This window comes from Calorimonas adulescens, from assembly GCF_008274215.1.
GTDB classification, from domain to species: Bacteria; Bacillota; Thermoanaerobacteria; order Thermoanaerobacterales; family UBA4877; genus Calorimonas; species Calorimonas adulescens.
In genome coordinates this window covers 1-21938 of record NZ_VTPS01000002.1, presented here as the reverse complement: position 1 = coordinate 21938, position 21938 = coordinate 1, and the positions used below count along the sequence as shown (strand labels likewise).

General features: G+C 32.5%; 21 protein-coding genes. All 21 read left to right on the top strand.

Annotated features, from left to right (window positions below):
* Positions 1 to 6 precede the first annotated feature (6 nt).
* The 21 genes from pyk (at position 7) to FWJ32_RS01745 (ending at position 21580) form a co-directional block, all read left to right on the top strand.
* A complete protein-coding gene (gene pyk, locus FWJ32_RS01840; RefSeq protein WP_149544286.1) occupies positions 7 to 1761 on the top strand; it encodes a pyruvate kinase in 1755 nt (584 codons plus the stop codon).
* 107 nt (positions 1762 to 1868) lie between these two features.
* Complete coding sequence (locus tag FWJ32_RS01835) at positions 1869 to 2120, top strand: hypothetical protein (protein ID WP_149544285.1); 252 nt, start codon at positions 1869 to 1871, stop codon at positions 2118 to 2120.
* Complete coding sequence (locus FWJ32_RS01830; RefSeq protein WP_203227543.1) at positions 2107 to 2508, top strand: CpsD/CapB family tyrosine-protein kinase; 402 nt, start codon at positions 2107 to 2109, stop codon at positions 2506 to 2508. The genes FWJ32_RS01835 and FWJ32_RS01830 overlap by 14 nt, the downstream gene beginning before the upstream one ends.
* 139 nt (positions 2509 to 2647) lie before the next feature.
* Positions 2648 to 2983, top strand: a complete 336-nt coding sequence (locus tag FWJ32_RS01825; RefSeq protein WP_149544283.1) for an RpnC/YadD family protein — start codon at positions 2648 to 2650, stop codon at positions 2981 to 2983.
* A 438-nt stretch (positions 2984 to 3421) separates the two neighbouring features.
* Positions 3422 to 4528, top strand: a complete 1107-nt coding sequence (locus tag FWJ32_RS01820; protein ID WP_149544282.1) for a DegT/DnrJ/EryC1/StrS family aminotransferase — start codon at positions 3422 to 3424, stop codon at positions 4526 to 4528.
* A gap of 13 nt (positions 4529 to 4541) precedes the next feature.
* Positions 4542 to 5882: a nucleotide sugar dehydrogenase gene (locus FWJ32_RS01815; protein WP_149544281.1), complete on the top strand. Its 1341-nt coding sequence runs from the start codon at positions 4542 to 4544 to the stop codon at positions 5880 to 5882.
* 8 nt (positions 5883 to 5890) lie between these two features.
* Positions 5891 to 6994 (top strand): Gfo/Idh/MocA family protein, encoded by a 1104-nt coding sequence (locus FWJ32_RS01810; protein ID WP_149544280.1) that lies wholly within the window; start codon positions 5891 to 5893, stop codon positions 6992 to 6994.
* A 3-nt stretch (positions 6995 to 6997) separates the two neighbouring features.
* Positions 6998 to 7708: an acyltransferase gene (locus FWJ32_RS01805; RefSeq protein ID WP_149544279.1), complete on the top strand. Its 711-nt coding sequence runs from the start codon at positions 6998 to 7000 to the stop codon at positions 7706 to 7708.
* Between the two features lie 9 nt (positions 7709 to 7717).
* Positions 7718 to 8272, top strand: coding sequence for a UDP-N-acetyl glucosamine 2-epimerase (locus FWJ32_RS01800; protein ID WP_203227542.1), 555 nt, complete (start codon positions 7718 to 7720; stop codon positions 8270 to 8272).
* A gap of 278 nt (positions 8273 to 8550) precedes the next feature.
* The gene (locus FWJ32_RS01795) at positions 8551 to 9690 is read left to right on the top strand and encodes a glycosyltransferase family 4 protein (protein WP_149544278.1); all 1140 of its coding nucleotides are present in this window, start codon (positions 8551 to 8553) and stop codon (positions 9688 to 9690) included.
* 17 nt (positions 9691 to 9707) lie between these two features.
* Positions 9708 to 10904: a hypothetical protein gene (locus tag FWJ32_RS01790; protein ID WP_149544277.1), complete on the top strand. Its 1197-nt coding sequence runs from the start codon at positions 9708 to 9710 to the stop codon at positions 10902 to 10904.
* 83 nt (positions 10905 to 10987) lie between these two features.
* The gene (locus FWJ32_RS01785; RefSeq protein ID WP_149544276.1) at positions 10988 to 12202 is read left to right on the top strand and encodes a glycosyltransferase; all 1215 of its coding nucleotides are present in this window, start codon (positions 10988 to 10990) and stop codon (positions 12200 to 12202) included.
* A gap of 82 nt (positions 12203 to 12284) precedes the next feature.
* On the top strand, positions 12285 to 12539 hold the full coding sequence (locus FWJ32_RS13405; protein ID WP_203227541.1) for a hypothetical protein: 255 nt from the start codon (positions 12285 to 12287) through the stop codon (positions 12537 to 12539).
* Entirely contained in the window at positions 12506 to 13357 is an 852-nt protein-coding gene (locus FWJ32_RS01780) for a glycosyltransferase family 4 protein (RefSeq protein WP_203227540.1), read from the top strand. The genes FWJ32_RS13405 and FWJ32_RS01780 overlap by 34 nt, the downstream gene beginning before the upstream one ends.
* 131 nt (positions 13358 to 13488) lie before the next feature.
* On the top strand, positions 13489 to 14556 hold the full coding sequence (gene gmd, locus FWJ32_RS01775) for a GDP-mannose 4,6-dehydratase (protein ID WP_149544275.1): 1068 nt from the start codon (positions 13489 to 13491) through the stop codon (positions 14554 to 14556).
* 40 nt (positions 14557 to 14596) lie between these two features.
* Entirely contained in the window at positions 14597 to 15544 is a 948-nt protein-coding gene (gene fcl, locus FWJ32_RS01770) for a GDP-L-fucose synthase (protein ID WP_149544274.1), read from the top strand.
* Between the two features lie 51 nt (positions 15545 to 15595).
* On the top strand, positions 15596 to 16831 hold the full coding sequence (locus FWJ32_RS01765; protein WP_149544273.1) for a glycosyltransferase family 4 protein: 1236 nt from the start codon (positions 15596 to 15598) through the stop codon (positions 16829 to 16831).
* 121 nt (positions 16832 to 16952) lie between these two features.
* Positions 16953 to 18332, top strand: a complete 1380-nt coding sequence (locus FWJ32_RS01760) for a sugar transferase (RefSeq protein WP_149544272.1) — start codon at positions 16953 to 16955, stop codon at positions 18330 to 18332.
* Positions 18333 to 18515: 183 nt separating this feature from the next.
* The gene (locus FWJ32_RS01755; RefSeq protein WP_149544271.1) at positions 18516 to 19592 is read left to right on the top strand and encodes a mannose-1-phosphate guanylyltransferase; all 1077 of its coding nucleotides are present in this window, start codon (positions 18516 to 18518) and stop codon (positions 19590 to 19592) included.
* Positions 19593 to 19633: 41 nt separating this feature from the next.
* Entirely contained in the window at positions 19634 to 20734 is a 1101-nt protein-coding gene (locus FWJ32_RS01750; protein ID WP_149544270.1) for a tetratricopeptide repeat protein, read from the top strand.
* Positions 20735 to 21580 (top strand): protein phosphatase 2C domain-containing protein, encoded by an 846-nt coding sequence (locus FWJ32_RS01745; RefSeq protein WP_149544269.1) that lies wholly within the window; start codon positions 20735 to 20737, stop codon positions 21578 to 21580.
* Positions 21581 to 21938 lie beyond the last annotated feature (358 nt).

The window sequence follows — 21938 nt, the reverse complement described above, 5'->3', positions numbered from 1 at the left end:
GGTAAATTGAGGAAGACAAAAATTGTTTGTACTATGGGCCCGGCCAGTGAAAACCCTGAAATACTCAAGGAGATGATAGCAGCTGGCATGAATGTGGCCAGATTCAACTTCTCTCATGGAGACCATGAGGAACACAAGAGCAGGATGGACAGGGTAAAACAGATTAGCGGCGAACTTGGGGCCAATGTTGCCCTTATGCTTGATACCAGGGGACCTGAGATAAGGCTCGGCAAATTCAAGGATGGCCCGGTAGAACTGAAAAAGGGCCAGGTCTTTATACTTACAACCAGAGATATAGAGGGTGACAGCAGCATTGCCTCTATAAACTATAAAGAACTGCTGAGGGACGTTAAAAAGGGCAGCAAAATACTCATAGATGACGGACTTGTGGCCCTTGAAGTTGTAAGGGTAGATGGGGAAGACATCATATGCAATGTGCAGAACTCCGGTACAATCAGTGACCATAAAGGGGTAAATGTCCCGGGCACTAAGCTCAATATCCCGGCCATTACCGAGAAAGACATCGATGATATAATTTTTGGCATACAGCAGGGTATAGACTTTGTTGCAGCATCCTTTATCAGAAAGGCCGCTGATGTCCTGGAGATCAGAAGGATTTTGGAAGAAAATGATGGCGAGGATATACAGATAATTTCCAAGATAGAGAGCCAGGAAGCCGTAGAAAACATAGATGACATCATAAAGGTATCAGATGGTATTATGGTCGCAAGGGGCGACCTTGGAGTTGAGATACCAGTGGAAGAGGTACCTCTTGTCCAGAAACAGATAATAAAAAAGTGCAACAAAGCGGGTAAACCGGTAATCACAGCCACACAGATGCTTGATTCTATGATGAGGAACCCAAGGCCGACCAGGGCTGAGGTCACCGATGTGGCCAACGCCATACTGGATGGCACCGATGCTATAATGCTATCAGGCGAGACGGCGGCTGGCAAGTATCCCGTAGAATCGGTAAAGACCATGGCAAGGATAGCTGAAAAGACCGAATCTTCCATAGACTACATAAACATACTCCGCACGGTAGACATAGGCAGCACGGTGAATATAACCAATGCCATCAGTCATGCCACATGCACCATAGCGGAAGACCTCAATGCCAATGCCATCATTACTGTCACAAGGTCAGGGTATACAGCGAGGATGGTCTCACGGTACAGGCCTTCTTCAGACATAGTAGCCATTACACCTGATGAACGGGTGCTAAAGAAGCTGTCCATACTCTGGGGAGTGAATCCCGTTCTGGCACCAAGGATGGAGTCTACCGACGAGATGATAGACAAGAGCGTGGAGGTGGCTCAAGAAAAGGGCGTTATAAAGAGCGGCGATGTAGTCGTAATAACTGCGGGTATACCTGTAGGGCTCATGGGCACAACAAACCTGATAAAGGTCCATATAGTGGGTAACGCCATAGTAAAAGGAATGGGTATAGGCAGTAAGCCTGTTACAGGCACTGTATCTATCATAAGAAACCTTGAAGAAGACAAGCAGAAGTTTGAGAAGGGCGACATACTTGTCACAAGATACACTGATGAAGACTTCATAAAGCTGATGAGACAGGCATCAGCAGTTATAACAGAAGAGGGCGGCCTCACATCCCACGCCGCTATAGTAGGGCTTGAGCTCAAAATACCCGTCATAGTTGGTGCGGCAGGAGCCACAGAAAGGCTGACCGACGGCATGACCATTACCATAGATCCTGTAAGAGGGCTTATATATGAGGGCAAAATAAATGTGGTATAAAAGACAGGGAAACCTGTCTTTTTTCTTAAAATTTTACAGGTGAATAATGCCATAATTAAAGTATAAATATTTGCTCAACCTAGAACAATCGGTTTGGAGGGCGGACTATGAGCTACTCTAAAACAGCAAAAGACTTAACAAAAAAAGAGATAGATGCCTATCGCATTTACCTTAAAGAACGGCTTGAAAATGAAAGACAGGATTTAGGCAAGAGATACGATATGGCATGGGGCATTGCAAAGAAAATCGCTGACATCTTATATCATAAATTTAATGCAAAAAGTGTAATTGTCTTTGACTCCTTGACAGACAAAGAAAGGTATACAGTATGGTCAGATGTTGACCTTGCAGTCTACTGAGATACCAAATCTTGATATATTAACAAGTGGGCCTGTTCCACCTAATCCAGCTGAGATATTAAGCTCTAAAAAGATGAGACTGTTTATAGAAAAATGCAAAGAAATCTATGACACTGTGTTATTTGATACACCACCGGTCAACAGTGTTGCCGATGCTTCTATACTATCCACGATGGTTGATGGTACAATAATAGTTACTGCTGCCAATCAGACAGAAAGAGAAGCTGTAAAAGCAGCAAAAGAACAATTAGAAAAGGTAAACGCCAGGATATTGGGAGTAATTTTAAATAAAGTAAAAGAATCCAGAGGCGGGTATTATTATTACTATTATTATTATGGAGAAGATAACCAAAAAGTAAGGAAAAAGAAACGTCATGCATATTCTTAAATAAATAAAAGTCTGTAAAATGCAGCTTTCTATGATAAAATAAAAATATCGTAGGAGGCTGTTTTATTATGAGGGAAAACGTCTTTAGCTATTCTACGACATCAGTATAATCTCTTGAATTGAAATAAAGGATGAAAGCATGCAATCTGTAGTAATTGCTACGGTGCTTGGGTTGGCTGATAAGTATGTTAGAAAGGAATATATAGATCGACTGAAGGAGGTGGTAAGGATGACCAGGATTGGTGCAGCATTAATTGAAGAAGGCAGAAAAGAGGGCATAAAGAAAGGCAGAATAGAAGGAAAAATTGAGGGCAGGAAAGAAGCTGTTCTAAATGCCATAAAGGCTAAGTTTGATACAATACCCGATGATCTGAAAGAAAAAGTGATAAAGATAAACAATGAAGAAAAATTTGATGAGCTTCTAATAGCAGTAATTAAGAGTAATTCAATAGATGAGATATATAAAATGATTTAGGCGAGCCTATAAATAAAAGCCTGTAAAATGCAGCTTTCTATGATAAAATAAAAATATCATAGGAGGCTGTTTTATTATGGACAACCCTGTTGGTTATACTGTGTAACACAGATTTTAACTGAGTTATAGTAATATTATAATTGTCAAAGAAGGATTTTGCAGAGTGATGCAGAATATATATTACAGAACATAGGAAAAAAGTCCTTAATATTACATTTATAGAGGAAAAATGTAATGGATAAAGAAGGATTTTGTAGATTAATGCAGAATACATAGTTTGTAATATAGTAATAAAGTCCTTTATATTTTCCAGAAGATAAAAAAGGATGCCAAAATGATATAAAATGTAATTGTACGAAACATAAATTTAGTATAATTGGGTGGATGGGGGATTTTTTATTTTTATAGAAATCAAAATTTCTAGAGAGGGTTTTAAATATGCAAATAGAATTAATTAATTTAAAACGACAGTATAAAAATTTAAAAGACGAAATAAATCAAGCAATAGAAAAAGTTTTAGAAAATGGGCAATACATCCTAGGTCCAGAAGTAAAAGCTTTTGAAAAAGAAATAGCAGAATATTTAGGTGTAAGATACGCAATAGGCGTAGCAAATGGAACTGATGCTTTGGTTCTTTCATTAAGAGCTCTCAATATAGGGCCAGGAGATGAAGTTATAACAACTCCTTTTACCTTTTTTGCAACAGCAGAAGCAGTCTCATTAGTAGGTGCAGTGCCAGTCTTTGTTGATATAGACCCAGATACTTATAATATAAATCCAGATTTAATAGAAGAGAAAATAACTGAAAGAACGAAAGCTATTTTACCAGTACATATTTTTGGACAACTCAGTAATATGGATAAAATTATGGAAATTGCTAAAAAACATAATTTATATGTAATCGAAGATGCATGTCAGGCAATAGGGGCAGAATATAGGGGACAAAAAGTCGGCACGTTTGGAGATGCCGCATGCTTTTCATTTTTCCCTACAAAAAATCTTGGCGGCTATGGCGATGGAGGAATGGTTGTAACTAATAATAAAGAAATAGCTGAAAATGTAGACATATTGCGGAAACATGGCAGCAAAAAGAAATATTATAACGAAGAAATTGGATATAACAGTAGACTGGATGAGTTACAAGCATCAATTTTAAGAGTAAAATTAAAATATCTTGATACATGGAATAACATGAGAATAAATGCAGCTAATAAATATGATAGTTTATTAAGCGATTTATCAGACGTTATTAAAACTCCATATAAAATAAAAGAAGCAAAACATATATATCATTTATATTGTATTCAATGTGAAAATAGAGAAATTATAATGCAGAAATTAAAAGAGAGAGGTATCGCAACAGGAATATATTACCCTGTTCCATTGCATTTGCAAAAAGCATATACCAATTTAGGATATAGACAAGGTGATTTGCCAGTAGCTGAAGATTTATGCAAAAAAATATTTGCAATACCTATGTTTCCTGAAATCACAGACAATGAAATTAATTATATAAGTGAAGTACTTCATGAAATTATAAATTAAGGGGATAAGTATTATGGAATTGGTTAAAGAAGAATTTAACAATACATATTTAGAACTTTTGAATAAGATACAGAGCAAAAAGGCAGTTATTGGTGTAATAGGTTTGGGTTATGTTGGATTGCCACTTGCCGTAGAAAAGGCCAAAGCAGGATACAAGGTTATAGGATTTGATGTTCAAAGAGAAAAAGTGGAAAAAATTAATAGAGGCATAAATTACATCGGCGATATAGTAGATAGCGAATTAGAGAAACTAGTTATTGATAAAAAATTAATGGCAACATGGGATTACAGCTTTTTAGGTGAAGTTGATGCTGTATCTATATGTGTACCTACTCCACTTGATAAAAATCAGCAACCTGACTTATCATATGTTGTAAATTCTACGAAGTCTATTGCAAAGTATTTACATAGAGGAATGCTTGTTGTTTTAGAAAGTACTACATATCCAGGAACAACGGAAGAAGTTGTAAAACCGATATTGGATGAGACAGGTCTAGTATGTGGAGTAGATTATTTTCTTGCTTTTTCACCAGAAAGAGTAGATCCGGGGAATAAAAAATATAAAACTAAAAATACACCAAAAGTTGTAGGTGGTGTTACAAAAGAATGTACAAAGATTGCTGCATCTCTCTATAGAAATGTCCTTGAAGGGGAAGTATTTGAAGTATCTAGTCCTAAAGTAGCAGAAATGGAGAAAATATATGAAAATACATTTAGAAATATTAATATAGCATTGGCAAATGAAATGGCTATACTTTGCAATAGGATGGGTATTAACGTATGGGAAGTAATCGATGCAGCGAAAACAAAGCCATATGGTTTTATGGCATTTTATCCAGGTCCTGGACTTGGCGGTCATTGCATACCAATAGATCCTTTTTACCTTACCTGGAAAGCAAGAGAATATGATTATCATACAAGGTTAATTGAAACATCAGGAGAAATAAATAATTATATGCCTGAATTCGTAGTTGAAAGAATATCGAGGATTTTAAATAAGTTTAAAAAACCACTAAATGGATCAAATGTATTGCTATTAGGAGTAGCATACAAAAAAGATATTGATGATTTAAGAGAATCACCTGTTTTAAGGATAATATCAATATTGGAAAAAGATGGTGCAGTTGTAAAATATAATGATCCTTATATACCTGAGTTCAAATATAATGGGAAAATATATAAATCAGAAGAATTAACATCAGATTTGCTCAGTTCATCGGATATTGTTGTTATAACTACAGATCATTCAAAATATGATTATGAAAGTATTGTAGGAACATCAAAATTTGTTTTTGATACAAGAAATGCGACAAAGAATCTAAGTAAATATAAAAATAAAATTGAGGTCTTATAGGAGGCAAAATGGATAGATTAAGGTTTGGACTTATTGGATGTGGTAGGATTTCGCCTAAACATATAGAGGCATTGGCAAATAATTATAATAATGCACAATTAGTTGCATTATGTGATTTAGACGTTAACAAAGCAATGTTGTTAAAAGAAAAATATAATGAATTGCTTAATCAAAAAGGTTTGGCTATTGGTGATGTAGAAATATACAAAGACTATGAAGATTTATTGAATAGAAATAATATAGATGTAGTTAGTGTTGCAACTTTTTCGGGTACTCATGCTGAAATAGCAATAAATGCATTAAAAGCAAATAAGCATGTCATTGTTGAAAAGCCGATAGCTTTATCTATAAAAGATGTTGACAAAATGATTGAAACGGCTAAAAAGTATAATAAAAAGATAACGGTATGTCATCAAAATAGATTTAACACGACTGTTCAAAAGTTGAGAAAAGCTTTAGAAGATGGACGATTTGGCAAGATAATTCATGGTGTTGCTAATATTAGATGGAATAGAAATGATGCTTATTATAAGCAAGCACCTTGGAGAGGCACATGGGAGCAAGATGGCGGTACATTAATGAATCAATGTATTCATAATATTGATTTATTACAATGGATGATGGGGCCAGTCGACAGACTTTATGCGGAAGCAGATACATTTTTAAGGAATATTGAAGGGGAAGACATGGGAGCAGCGGTACTCCGCTTTAAAAATGGTGCTATTGGTATTATAGAGGGTAGCGCATGTATTTATCCTAAAAATCTTGAAGAAACATTAAGCATATTTGGTGAACGAGGAACAGTAAGAATTGGTGGAGTAGCTATTAATAAAATTAGCGATTGGAAGTTCGATGATGGACTTGATAATGAAGAAGAGGTAAAAAGAGAAGCTAATTATGATGATCCAGATTCAGTATATGGATATGGGCATACCCCCTTATATAGGGACTTTATTGATGCAGTTGTAAATAATAGAGAGCCATATATAAGTGCTGAAGAGGGTAAAAAAGCAATGGAAATAGTGTTGGCAATTTATAAATCAAGAAAAACAGGCTTGCCTGTAGAATTTCCTTTAAAAGATTTTTCAACACTTGATATGAAGGAACGATGAGAGATGAATTACATATCTGAGAAAGCCAGAATTGGGCAAAACGTAACAATAGGCTATTTTACAGTTATTGAAGATGATGTAGTGATAGGAGATAACTGTGCTATAGGAAATAATGTCACTATCTATAAAGGAAGTATTATAGGGAACAATGTAAGAATTGACGATAATGTAGTAATTGGTAAACAGCCAATGAGAGCTGCGACTAGTATTTTCAAAGATAAACAACAAAAACCTCCTTGTAAAATAGGAGATGATTGTATAATAGGTACATTTGCCGTTATATATGCTGGCTGTGAAATAGGTAAAAAATGTTTAATTGCTGATTTGTCAACTGTTAGAGAAGATGTAGTGATAGGTGATATGACTATTGTAGGAAGAGGTGTGGCAATAGAAAATTACTGCAAAATAGGTTCTAAATGCAAAATAGAAACAAATGCCTATATCACGGCTTATTCAGAGATAGAAGACGAAGTCTTCATTGCTCCTTGTGTCGCAACTTCTAATGATAACTCGGCTGGAAGAGATCCAGACAGATTTAGCGAAATGAAAGGAGTAACCGCTAAAAGAAAAAGTAGAATTGGAGTTAATGCTACAATTTTACCCGGCAAAGTAATAGGTGAAGATGCCTTTGTTGGAGCCGGTTCAGTTGTGACTAAAGATGTAAAAGATGGTAAGATTGTTGTAGGGAATCCAGCTAGAGAGTTTATGAAGTAGGGGGTTAAAATGAAAATTATATCTTTGGTAGGTGCAAGACCGCAATTTATAAAAAAAGCTGTTTTACAAGAGCATTTTATCAAAAATAATATTCAAGAGATACTAGTTCATTCTGGACAACATTATGATTATAAAATGTCAGATGTTTTCTTTAAAGTTTTAAAAATGAGAAAACCAGATTATAACTTAAATGTGGGTTCAGGTAGTCATGGAGCTGTTACAGGTAAGATTATGATAGCTTTTGAAGAGGTAGTAATAAAAGAAAAACCCGACGTAATCATTGTATATGGAGATACTAATACAACAGTTGCTGGGGCACTAGTTGGAGCAAAATTAAAGATTCCTGTAGCACATGTGGAAGCAGGTATAAGGCAGCAACCAAAAGATATGCCTGAAGAAATAAACAGAGTTGTGACTGACCACATTTCACAATATCTTTTTTGCCCATCAGAACTTGCTGTAAAAAATCTTGAAAAAGAAAATATAGGAGAAGGTGTATATTTTGTTAGCGATATAATGTATGATTTTAGTGTAAGAACCCCAATATTTCACACCTTTTACTGAACATTGACAACTGCATAAGGCAATAATTGGTATCTGTATGTACTGGCTTATGTATAATTCACTTTTAGAGGCATATTCTGCATGTTTTTAACCACCTTTTTGGTAATATTTAGCATGTAGAGGGCATAGCTCCCCTTGTAGGCTTTTTTGGTGCTTTGCTGGCATAGCCACCCATAGCATTGCAACAAAGGATATGGGTTATTAGAAGGCTTTTGCTAATTCATCAAATTCTATTATTAAATTATTAAATCCAAAAACAATCATGAGAGGTTATAATAATGAAAATTGTACATATCTGTCAATATTTTGCTGAAGATATGGGTTATCAAGAAAATCTACTTCCAGTTTACCAAAAAATTTTAGGACACAAAGTATATATAATAACATCAGATAGAGAACCGTTATTCCATAATAATAAAGATAAGAGAATTGTTGGGAAACTTATTAAAAATTATAAAGGCGTAGAGTTGTTTAGGATTAATATAAAATATGAGAGCATTAATAGATTTGTAATTTTTAATGACTTATACAATTTGTTAGAAAACATACAGCCAGATTATATTTTTCATCATGGTATTACAGTGCCTTCTTTGTTTACTGCGATAAAATATGTAAAAAAAAATCCATACGTTATTTTAAATTGCGATATTCACTCGGATTATAATAATTCCATGAGAAATTATTTTAGTGAAATTTATCATAAAGTTATCTGGCGCAATATAATTAAATTTTGTTTACCTTATATAAAAAAGATTTATTGTGTAGCACCTGAATCGCTAAAGTTTGCCGAAAATGTTTATAAGATATATAAAGATAAGCTAGAATTTCTTCCATTAGGTGGCGATACAAAAGTATTAGAAAATTACGATATGGTTAGGAGTAAGTATAGAAAATTATTAGGTATAAATGATAATGAGTTATTATTTGTTCATGCCGGAAAAATAACCTCTTCTAAAAACACAAAATTATTACTGGAATCGTTTAATCATTTAGAATTTAATAATATACATTTGTTAATTATTGGTGATATTGAAAACAGTTATTATAAAGAATTAGAACCTTATATTGTAGTAAATAAGAGGATAAAGTATATAGGTTGGAAAAGTTCGGAAGAACTAGAAAAATATTTTTGCGCAGCTGATTTGTTAATACAACCGGGCTCCTTATCGGCAATTTTTGAACAGGCAATTTGCTGTGGCTTGCCAGTTGTTTTAAAAGAGTGTGAACTAAATAAATTTTTAGTTTCAAATAACAATGGGATCTTGTTAAAGCAAATGACGAGCGAAGAACTCGAAAATATCTTGAGAACAGTTATTGAAAATAGAGATTTGATCGATGTTATGCATAAAAAAGCTGTTGAGTTTGCTCAAAATAGTTTATCATATCAAGTAATTGCAAATAAAACTTTAGGGTCATAATAATTGAGGTGCTTTCAATGGAAAGATTTTATCAATTTTATAATAAATTTATATTTTGGTATATACTTATTGGATCTCAAATTGTAATATTATTTACCAGATTGTTTGGTGTTTGGTTTAATAATTTAGAAGGAATTATCTTAATATTATTATTGTGCATATATTTAGTTATTACCTTAATTGTTAAAATAGATATGCCTATAATCAATCAAAAAGTCCTATTTTTTTTTATTACAAATATGTTAATGTTATTTATAAGTATATATTATAGTTCATTTAAACCATCAGTAAATTTTATTCATTATTTACTAATGTTTTTCGGGTATATCTTAATACCATCAATTGTTGGCATTTTAATGGCCAGAAGTAATTACGATTTTGTAAATAAAAAGACTAGCACTATTTGGATATTAATATCAGTAGGAACACTAATAGTTTATTATTATATTTTTAACAACAATATGAGTTATATAAGATTTGGAAAAGAAGCTAATTATATTGCAGTTAGTAGGTCAATTGCATTTTCGATGTTTGCTGGGGTATTATTTTTAAATAGTTTTATACAATTTATATTATATTCATGTTTTATATTGTTGATAAGTTATATACTGGCAACAAGACAAGTATTTTTTGGCTCGATGTTTGTTTTGGCTTTTTATTCTTATAAACGTTTTTTGAATAAAAATATTATCAAGATATCCTATAAACTAAATTTATGGAAAACGATTAAAATTATGTTAAGTAGTTTATTTATGATATGTTTATTATTTTTTATATACAGCCAAGCTTACTCTCTTTTGAGCTACAGTTCTTTGAGATTTGATGTTTTTTTTGATTCATTATCACTGGATAATGGAAGAGTTTATGCCTTAAATTACGCATTAGACATATTTAACAAAAATCCTTTATTTGGGTATTTGGGTTATGAAAAAGATGGATTATGGGCACACAATACTATTGTAAATTCTTTAGGTCAGTTTGGTATTATAGGAACATTACCTTTAATATTTTTAGTTTTATATAATCTTATCAAGGGGATTAAAAAAATTAATGTTTTTGATAATACTAATTGCTATTTACTTTTGTTAGCATTATATTTTATTTTTATTGGTTTAACAGTCGGAAGTTCTCTTGTGGATCCCGCATTTTGGTTTATCTTATACTATATATTTACAAAATTAGTGTATAGTGAAGCAAATAATAAAAATTTCTGATTAACACAAAAGTTGTATTGATTATAAGATAAGTAACTTTATTATAAGTAACATTATGGATTTTTTCAAGGGAGAAAAGTAGGGTGAAAAATATTAATATTTTACAAATTAATACAAAATACTCTGGTGGTGGAGCTGCTAATATTGCCAGCAGTTTACATAATTTTATAAATGAAAATACCGAGCATCAATCAGTATTTTTGCATGGACGTGGGAAAAGTAATGATCCAAATAGCTATAAAATTAGCAACGATTTAGATGTGTATTTTTCGGCATTTTCAATGAGATTTTTTGGTGAATCGAAGAATTTATATTTCGATAAACAAATAGAAAGGTTTATTGCAAATGCTGATATTGTACATTTGCATAACCTGCATGGCTATTATATAAATTATGAAAAGTTAATTAATTTGATCATTAAGTATCAAAAGCCTGTTGTTTGGACTTTTCATGATGTGTGGCCTATAACTGGTAGATGTGCAATTCCAACAGAATGTACTAAGTGGGAAAGAGGTTGTAGAAATTGTAAATATAGATATATTTATCCAAAGAGTTATATTGATAAATCAAGAAAGCTATGGATTAAAAAGAAAAGTATATTTAGTAAACTTCTATCAAACAAGACTGTTATTGTTACACCTTCAAAATGGCTTGCAAATGAATTAAGAAAATCTTATTTTAAAGAATTTAATATTGAAATAATACCAAATGGTGTTAGAAATAGTCCATATAGCGGTGTTGATAAAAAAATTTTAAGAGAAGAGTTAAATTTACCTACAGATAAGAAAATAATTTTATTTGTAGCTGCCGATATTAATGACGAAAGAAAAGGTATAAAGTATGTTTTAGATATAATAAACGAATTTGATCAAGATATATTATTCCTATCAGTAGGGAAAGAAATACGAAATGTAAAAACTGACAAATTAAAGCAAATGGGATATATATCAGATAGAGAGATATTAAATAAAATCTATAGAAGTAGTAATATATATATTAATACAACTTTAGGAGAAACATTTTCTTTAACAACAGCAGAAGCACTCTCAAATGCTTTACCTGTAGTAGCATTTAATGTTGGACCGATTCCAGATTTAGTAGATGAGAACTGTGGGATTTTAGTTGAGAAAGGCAATAGTAAGGAATTAAAAAATGCAATAAATAAGTTAGTATATGATGAACAATTGTTAAGAAAATTTTCATTAAATGCTTTGAAAAAGTATGAAGAAAATTATACTTTAGAAAAATTTGCAGAGAGATATTTAAATATCTATAAAAAATTGATTGAAAAATCTTAATTATAAATAGGTGATGCCATGAAAAAAAATATTATTTATCATCAATTACTTTTATCCTGATTATGCATCAACGGGACAGCTTATGACAGAGCTCTGTGAAAGGATACAATATGATTATGATATTACTGTAATTGCTGCTTTTCCTAATTATGCTAATAAAATTCCTGAAAAATACAAAGGGAAAAGATTTGTTTATGAAACATATCAGAGCATTAAAATTATTAGAGTTAAAGTTCCTGAATTTGATAAAACGAAAAAAGGTAGTAGAATAAGGTACATAATTGAATATTTTATTAATGCTTTTTGGCTATTTTTAAAGCTGATAAACTGGATGTAATCTTTTCTATTTCACAGCCTCCGGTATTGGGAGGACTATTAGGAGTATTAGGAAAAATTTTAAGAAAATCTAAGTTTATATACAATATTCAGGATTTTAATCCAGAACAGATTGAAGCTGTTAATTACTCTAAAAATAAATTTGTTATAAATTTGATGAGAAGGGTTGATAATTTTTCATGCAATAAAGCGGATAAAGTTGTGGTAGTTGGAAGGGACATAAAAGAAACCGTTGTTAAGAGAAATAAAACATTTTATATTAAAAAATGTGAAGTAATAAATAACTGGATTAATGAAAAGGAAATGTATCCACTTCCTAAAGACAGTGTTTTGGCAAAATCATTTATTGAAAAGAATGGACTGGGAGATAAGTTTATAATCATGTATTCTGGAAATATTGGGTTGTATTATGATTTAGAAAATATAATCAAAATTGTTCCGTATTTTCATAGATATCCAGAAATATGTTTTGTGTTTGTGGGTGAAGGGGCAAAGAAAAAAGAGGTGGTTGAATGGTGTAATAGAAATAATGTGACTAATGTAAAGTTTATTCCTTATCAGCCTAAAGAGGAGATTATTTATTCGCTAAATGCTGCTGATGTATATATTGTTACTAATGTAAAAGGCATTAAAGGGGTTTCTGTACCCAGTAAAATTTATGGAGTTATGGCTGTGGGTAAATCAATATTGGGTATTCTTGAAAAAAGAAGTGAAGCAAGGAACTTAATAGAAGATAGTAATTGTGGTATATGTGTTGAGTCTGGGGATTACGAGGAAATAAAAAATAAAATAGAATATCTTTATAATATCTTTATTTAAATAAAGAGAATATTAAACAATTAAGCTTAAATGGCAGGAAATATTTAGAAGAAAATTTGGCGATGTATGAATCAATTTATAAATATAACGAATTATTTGACAATGTTTAAATAAAACGGGGAGGAGAAGAAATGAAAAAAGCTCTGATTACAGGTATTACAGGTCAAGATGGATCTTATTTAGCAGAATTACTTCTAAATAAAGGATATCAAGTTCATGGAATTATAAGAAGAGCAAGCACTTTTAATACAAAAAGGATTGATCATTTGTACAAAGATCCACATAATGAGGATGTGAGATTGTTTTTGCATTACGGTGATTTAACTGATTCAAGCAACCTCAATAGATTAATAGAAAAGATAGAACCTGACGAAATTTATAACCTTGCTGCACAGAGTCATGTCAAAGTATCATTTGAAGTACCTGAGTATACTGCCGAAGTAGTTGGAATAGGGACATTGAGGTTACTTGATGCAATAAAAGAAACGGGTATCAAAACAAAATTCTATCAAGCTTCAACAAGTGAATTATTTGGGGGGTTACCTGAAACGGCACCACAAAATGAAAAGACACCATTCTATCCAAAAAGTCCATATGCTGCGGCAAAATTATATGCATATTGGATAACTGTAAACTATCGTGAAGCATATAATTTATTTGCATGTAATGGTATATTGTTTAATCATGAATCCCCACGAAGGGGCGAAACATTTGTAACAAGAAAAATAACCATGGCAGTTGCCAATATTGTAAAAGGAAAACAGGACAAGCTTTATCTTGGAAATCTTAATGCAATGCGTGATTGGGGGTTTGCTGGTGACTATGTAGAGGCTATGTGGCTTATGCTACAGCAAGATGAACCAGATGATTATGTTATAGCAACAGGTGAAACGCATTCTGTGAGAGAATTTTGCGAAAAGGCTTTTAAATGTGTTGATATAGATCTTGTTTGGGAAGGTACTGGAATTGATGAAAAGGGGATTGATAAAAAAACTGGAAAAGTACTTATAGAGGTTGATCCAAGATATTTTAGAGCAACAGAAGTTGATTTATTGGTTGGTGATTCTACAAAAGCAAGAGAAAAACTTAAGTGGACACCAAGAGTAAAATTTGACGAATTAGTATATATGATGGTGGAAAGTGATCTTAATACTAATATAGTACATGAAGAATGTGCTTTTACAAATATAATCGGCTAATAATAATTTTTGGAATAATATTCTAGGGAGATGTTATTGTATGGAGAAAGATAGTAAGATTTATATTGCAGGACATAAAGGACTAGTTGGATCGGCAATTGCTAGAAATTTAAAATCAAATGGGTATACAAATATAATTGGAAGAACCCATAAAGAATTAGATTTAACTAATCAAGATGCAGTAATGAAGTTTTTTGAAGAAGAAAGACCTGAGTATGTATTTTTAGCAGCTGCAAAAGTAGGAGGTATACAAGCGAATAATACATATCCAGCAGATTTTATATATGAAAATTTACAGATAGAATGCAATGTGATAAAAGCCGCTCACGATTTTAAGGTTAAAAAATTGTTGTTTCTAGGTAGTTCATGTATATATCCTAAAATGTGTCCTCAACCAATAAAGGAAGAATATTTGTTGTCTGGTTATCTTGAACCGACAAATGAGGGGTATGCTTTGGCAAAAATAGCAGGACTTAAGATGTGCCAATTCTTCAAGAGACAATATGGAGATAACTTTATCAGTGTTATGCCTACGAATCTTTATGGACCTTATGATAATTTTGATTTAGAAACATCTCATGTAATGCCAGCGTTAATTAGAAAATTTCATGAAGCGAAAGTCAATAATTTACCATATGTAGAAGTTTGGGGTACAGGTAAACCATTAAGAGAATTTTTACATGTTGATGATATGGCAGATGCTTGCATATATCTTATGAAAAATTATGATGGAGAAGAGCATGTAAATATAGGTACGGGGGAAGAGAAATCTGTTGAAGAATTAGCACATCTTATAAAAAATATAGTAGGATATAAAGGTGAAATACGTTTTAATCCAGAAAAACCAGATGGGACACCAAGGAAGTTGTTGGATGTATCAAAATTACATAGTCTCGGTTGGATCCATAAAATCAAATTAGAAGATGGAATAAGAGAAGTTTACGAGTGGTATAAAAAAGCTTTTAATTATAATGCGGATAATAAATAAAGTAGATTAATTTTTAAATTATCTCCATTTTAACATTAAAGGATTGATTACATGAAACACATATTATTCATCATAAATTATTTTTATCCTGATTATGCCTCAACAGGGCAGATCATGACAGAACTTTGTGAGAAAATACAATATGATTATGATATTACTGTAATTGCTGCATTTCCCAACTATGCTAATGGGATTCCAGAAAAATATAAAGGTAAGAGATTCGTATATGAAAAATATCAAAATATAAAGATTATAAGAGTTAAGGTACCGGAATTTAATAAAACGAAAAAGGCTAGTAGAATAAAATACATCATGGAATATTTCATAAATGCCTTTTTAGCTATTTTTAAAGCCGATAAACCAGACATAATATTTTCTATTTCACAACCTCCAATATTAGGGGGGATATTAGGGGTGTTGGGGAAGGTATTTAGAAAAGCAAAATTTATATACAATATTCAGGACTTTAATCCAGAGCAGATTGAGGCAATAAAGTATTCAAGAAATAGGTTTATTATAAATTTGATGAGAAAAATAGATAATTTTTCATGTAATATGGCAGACAATATTGTAGTTGTTGGAAGAGATATGAGAGAAACTCTCATTAGTAGAAATAAAAGTTTTAATAATAAAAAATGCACTGTAATAAATAACTGGATCAATGAAAAAGAGATATATCCACTTGATAAAACTGATGTTTCAGTAAGCTCTTTTATAGAGAAAAATGGATTAAAAGATAAATTTATAATTATGTATTCAGGCAATATTGGATTGTATTATGATTTAGAAAATATTATTAAAATAGTTCCATATTTTAATAAATATCCTGATATGATGTTTGTATTCATCGGTGAGGGCGCTAAGAAAGATGAGATTATAAATTACTGTAATAAAAATAATATATCAAATGTAAGATTTTTGCCATATCAACCCAAAGAAAGAATCATTTATTCTTTGAATGCTGCTGATATTCATCTTGTTACTAATTCAAAAGGTATTAAGGGGGTTTCTGTTCCGAGTAAAATTTATGGTGTGATGGCTGTTGGCAAACCGATATTAGGGATTCTGGAACCAGGAAGTGAAGCGAGAAATCTAATAGAGGATAGTAAATGTGGTGTATGTGTTGATCCTGCTAATTATGAAATGATAAAAAACAAAATAGAATATCTTTACATGAACAAGGAAAAAATTAGAGAAATGGGATTAAGAGGAAGAAAATATTTAGAGGAGAATTTAACAATGGATAAATCTATAAATAAATATAAAGAGTTATTAGATAATATTTAAATGAACTAAGTAAATAACATAGATCTGCCGAATTAACGGTTTAAAAGCATGATTGTGAGGAATAATATAAAACCTTTTATATTTTATAAATGATTTTAACAAATGATAAGGGGGGCTAAGGATGAGTATATCTTTTATATCTCTATTGTTTGATATAATTTCAATTATATTATCCTTTATTTTATCTCTGTATTTAAGATTTGATTTAAGGCTCAATCTGATAGATAGAGAATGGTATATTGCTACATTGGTTATAATTCTCACACTGGATATTCTTATCCTTTATTTTAAAGGTATGTATGACAATAAACTTATGAGCTTTTTTAATAAGTGTGGGATTATACTTGATGGGATAGTCTATTCTACATTTGTGTATATAATGTTTTCCTATCTCATAAAAAATACATATTTTTCAAGGCTTACGTTATTCTATTTTGTGGTTTTTTCAATAGTATTCCAAATGCTGGATAAAGTCATAGTATCTTATATACAGACGAGCAGATATAAGACAGGGAAAGATTTAAGCAATGTATTAATGGTGGGAAAGCCTGACGAAAAGATATTGGGTATACTTCATAGATTATCGGATAATAAAGAAGTTGGGATAAATATTATTGGATATATATCTAATGAAAGCGGGGCGGTAAACGGTTATGATAAAATCGGCGATATGTTAGATGCAGAAAGCATCATAAAAAAGCATAATATTAAAGCAGTCTTTATAGCCTCTAAGGTAGATGATATAAATGAGATAATCAACATTTGCCTCAATAAATATATAAAGGTATACATGATCAATGATGGCTTTGATATACTCAATTTACCATCTGAGATTGAGATTATAGATGATATAGCACTTACCAAAGTAAAGGACATATATATTTCTGGAGCGGAAGGCAAACTGAAAAGGATCATGGATATTGTTCTTTCATTGATCGCTATTGTAATATTGTCTCCATTATTCCTGATAATTGCTATAATAATTAAACTGGACTCACCAGGGCCTGTATTTTTTACACAGAACAGAATAGGGTTAAATGGGACAACGTTCAAGGCATATAAATTCAGGTCTATGGTTTTAAATGCAGAAGAAATACTGATGGAATGGTTGGAAAAAAATCCAGCAATAAGGGATGAATATTTAAAAAATCATAAATTAAAGGATGACCCGCGGATTACAAGAGTTGGCAAATTCTTAAGAAAGACCAGCCTGGATGAATTACCTCAGATTTTTAACGTGCTAAAAGGTGAGATGAGCCTTGTAGGTCCCAGGCCATATTTAGAAAGAGAGATACCAGATTGTGGTTCTTATATAAAGTATCTATGGAGGGTACCACCTGGCATAACTGGGCTCTGGCAGATAAGCGGTAGGAGCGATGTGGACTTTGAGGGCAGGTTGAAAATGGACATGCAGTATATAATGAACTGGAGCATCTGGCTGGATATAAATATACTCTTTAAGACAATACCAGCAGTGCTGAAAAAAGATGGTGCGTATTGATAAGTTTAATAAACATAAAAATAAGAATCCACAATATGGCACTGTATAATAGACCATTTAAAAGACCTTTATAAAATTTTTCATTAGGCATAATAGCTATTTTCACCCCTCTATTCTTTATTATGTTTTACAATTTATTAAACTTTATCCAGGTTGTTGAATAAAAGTAAAAAGGATGATGTTATGCTTACAGGTGTTATCATGGCAGGAGGTAAGGGCGAGAGATTCTGGCCTAAGAGCAGGCTGAAGATGCCCAAACAGTTTTTAAATATTTACGGAGACAGGACCATGATACAGCAGACAGTGGACAGGCTGAAAAGGATAATGCCAGTGGAGAATGTGTTCATAGTAACAAATCCCGATTATGCAGATATCATAAGCAAACAGATACCGGATATTCCTACCGGCAATATACTGCTTGAGCCTATGGGCAGAAATACCGCTGCATGTATTGGCCTTGCTGCACTGCACACAGAAAGACTGGATAAGGAATCTGTCATGGTGGTGGTGCCATCAGACCACGTCATAAAGGACGAGGACGAATATATAGAAACGTTGAAGACTGCCGTTGAAAAGGCATATCAAGGAGACTATCTTATTACTATCGGCATAAAACCAGAACACCCTGAGACAGGTTATGGATATATTAAATGCAATAGGATATCAGGAGAGACTATAAGTAATAATGAAGTATATCCTGTTGAAAAATTTGTCGAAAAGCCTGACTATAATATTGCTGTAAAATATGTAGAGAGCGGAGACTACCTTTGGAATAGCGGCATGTTCATATGGAAGACTGCATCTATATTAAGGGCTTTTAAAGATCATATGCCAGATCTATACAATGCGTTAAATGTAATAAAGGCACATATGGATAAAGACGACATTGAGAAGGTCCTTTATGAGGAATACTCACACCTTGAGAGCATCTCCATAGACTATGGCATCATGGAAAAAGCGGATAATGTATATGTTGTTCCCGGGGACTTCGGTTGGGATGATGTAGGGAGTTGGACATCCATAGAAAGGCTGTATCAAAAGGATGAGCAGGGAAACGTCATTAACGGCAATGTAATAAGCATAGACACAAAGAAATGTATAATAGCAGGCAGTGACAAGCTTATAGCCACACTTGGCCTTGAGGACGTCATTATAGTTGATACAGAAGACGCTACCCTCATATGCTCAAAAGATAAAGCTCAGAATATAAAAGAAGTCTTAAATGAGATAAAGAAGAAAAGGGCAGAGGAATATCTATAGCTTGTTTATAAATATTGATTGTAGAGGCGGATTAATATAATATGGTTGATATAAAAAGTAATTTAGATGACTATAAGAAAAAGATTGATATATTAAATGATAATATGCGTGAAAGTACTGAAGAAAATAAATTAGAATATCTAAAAGACTTTTTGGCGGATATGCCATCAGAAGAAAGCAGACTTTATGAACTTGTTGTTACAATGATTGTACAAAAAGTGCCTGATGTTTTTAAATTGCTAACAGGTTTGTTTAATAAAACAAAGAATAATAAAGATCCAGAATCAGAAAAGATATCTTTTACTTGCTTTTATGCTATTAATATTTACTATCGCAGGATGAAAGATACTTCAAGGTTGAAAGATTTTATAGAGGAAAATAGACGTGAATATACAAATGATAAACATCCCATAATGTACCATCTTTTATCAATATATTATAAGACGTTGGGTGGGCACTATAACATGATTAAGTCCCTGGAGTATGCTAAAGAAGCAAGTAAAAGGATTGAAGGTCATGCGGGCGTACTTCATAATCTGGCGGAATCGATAATAAATGTAGTAAATGATGGTTATGCTGATCCTAATGATATAAATAAGATGATCATAGAAGCAGAAGAAGCTGTTGATGAGGCAATTCGTCTTGACCCTGATTTTCCTAAATTTTATAGCACAAAGGCTCAGATTATGGCGGCAAAAGGGGATTACCAGGATGCTTATAATTTGATTAAGACTGCAATCGATAAAGAAGATTCCAGTGCTGCCGATTATCCTATACGTATAAGCGGGTATATAGAAGTATTATTCAATATACGTATAAAAGAATTATCAGCAAGAACTAATGAGAAAATGAAAGAAATAGAAAGCCAGATGAATGGTTTTAGGAATCAGAGCATTGAGCTTTTAGGTTTGTTTGCAGCGGTTATATCATTTACTGTGGCCAGCATACAGCTTGTATTAAATCAACCTTTTAACCAAGGGGCTATGCTGCTTGTTGTATTTAGCGGTTGCCTTTTGATAACATATAGCTCTCTTAGTATTATACTTCATGGGAAGACCTATTGGCAGAGGAGCCTTCTTGTATTCCTGATTGGTTTACTTCTAACATTATTACCTATCATTTATATGAATGGAGGATTTTGATTGAAATTTACAAGAATAGATGAAGTCTCGGTGTCTGGTGGATATGTAAATTTAGACCTTCAAGGGCATAAAGAAAATGTTTTTTGGGTAATAGACGGAGCTACAGCACTATCTTCTGACAAGCCTGATAAAGCCACATACGAAGTCCAATCAATTGTTGAGAAAATCGATGAGACAATCAAAACCAGAACAGATGATACGAGAGTATCTTTAAAAAATATCATGTATGAGGCTGCAGAGGAAGTAAATACTTTGATCCCTGAACTGCACCGCCGAGAACCATGGGAGATACCCAGCTGTGCCATTGCAATTACCCGTGTAAATGAAGAAAGTATAGACTATATTCTTCTTGGTGATGTCACTATTGCTGTTTTTCAAAGCGATGGCCTACACGTAATAACAGATAATTCAGTGGGTGTGTTAGATAAGATAGCCATCACTGAAAAATATCGTCTTCAAGTAGATTATGGCTTCACATCTAAGGAAGCCCGTAATGCAATAACACCAATCTTGAGAGAAAACCGCAGCAAGATGAATACTCCCAATAGCTATTGGATATTTAATGGTGATATAAACGCTATAGATAACGCCTTAACAGGTAAAATTCAGATAAAAAATAGTGGGAAACTGTTGCTGTCAACTGACGGTTTTTCAAGGTTAGTTGATTTATTTAGTGCTTATAACACATGGGAGTCATTGCTCAATGACCTTGAGAATAAAACACTTGAAGATATGGCCAACCGTCTTAGGAAATTGGAACTGCAAGATCCAGAATGCATAAATTATCCCCGTTTTAGTATTCATGATGATGCTACTGCTATCTATGCAGAGTTTGAAAGTGAATAAAGTGGCGAGACAGTTTCTTATAGATTTTTAAATAATTTATAAGGAGAGTAAATTAAAATGTGGAGACTAAACATTTTTGTAGTTATTATTTTAAAAGGGCCAGCGGGGACAGTTCTTATGGCATACCATAAGTAGTATATGCAAGAATTGAGTATGCAAGAAAAAGGTACAGTTTTCAACCCGGCCCTTTCTTTTTTAACCATGGTATAAGGCCACGAAATAAGCCTCATACCATTTTATATACCTCATCTATTGAATCACTTTTAATAACTGCAACTAAAATTTCATCAAGTTTAGCTTCATCATCTATTTTTAATATTTTATTTTTAAAGTCATCAGGAACTGTATCAAACTTGGC

Coding starts and splice junctions, on each gene's coding strand:
- FWJ32_RS01835 (WP_149544285.1), top strand. CDS start 1,869: ATGAGCTACTCTAAAACAGCAAAAGACTTAACAAAAAAAGAGATAGAT.
- FWJ32_RS01825 (WP_149544283.1), top strand. CDS start 2,648: ATGCAATCTGTAGTAATTGCTACGGTGCTTGGGTTGGCTGATAAGTAT.
- FWJ32_RS01820 (WP_149544282.1), top strand. CDS start 3,422: ATGCAAATAGAATTAATTAATTTAAAACGACAGTATAAAAATTTAAAA.
- FWJ32_RS01815 (WP_149544281.1), top strand. CDS start 4,542: ATGGAATTGGTTAAAGAAGAATTTAACAATACATATTTAGAACTTTTG.
- FWJ32_RS01810 (WP_149544280.1), top strand. CDS start 5,891: ATGGATAGATTAAGGTTTGGACTTATTGGATGTGGTAGGATTTCGCCT.
- FWJ32_RS01805 (WP_149544279.1), top strand. CDS start 6,998: ATGAATTACATATCTGAGAAAGCCAGAATTGGGCAAAACGTAACAATA.
- FWJ32_RS01800 (WP_203227542.1), top strand. CDS start 7,718: ATGAAAATTATATCTTTGGTAGGTGCAAGACCGCAATTTATAAAAAAA.
- FWJ32_RS01795 (WP_149544278.1), top strand. CDS start 8,551: ATGAAAATTGTACATATCTGTCAATATTTTGCTGAAGATATGGGTTAT.
- FWJ32_RS01790 (WP_149544277.1), top strand. CDS start 9,708: ATGGAAAGATTTTATCAATTTTATAATAAATTTATATTTTGGTATATA.
- FWJ32_RS13405 (WP_203227541.1), top strand. CDS start 12,285: ATGACAGAGCTCTGTGAAAGGATACAATATGATTATGATATTACTGTA.
- gmd (WP_149544275.1), top strand. CDS start 13,489: ATGAAAAAAGCTCTGATTACAGGTATTACAGGTCAAGATGGATCTTAT.
- fcl (WP_149544274.1), top strand. CDS start 14,597: ATGGAGAAAGATAGTAAGATTTATATTGCAGGACATAAAGGACTAGTT.
- FWJ32_RS01765 (WP_149544273.1), top strand. CDS start 15,596: ATGAAACACATATTATTCATCATAAATTATTTTTATCCTGATTATGCC.
- FWJ32_RS01760 (WP_149544272.1), top strand. CDS start 16,953: ATGAGTATATCTTTTATATCTCTATTGTTTGATATAATTTCAATTATA.
- FWJ32_RS01755 (WP_149544271.1), top strand. CDS start 18,516: ATGCTTACAGGTGTTATCATGGCAGGAGGTAAGGGCGAGAGATTCTGG.
- FWJ32_RS01750 (WP_149544270.1), top strand. CDS start 19,634: ATGGTTGATATAAAAAGTAATTTAGATGACTATAAGAAAAAGATTGAT.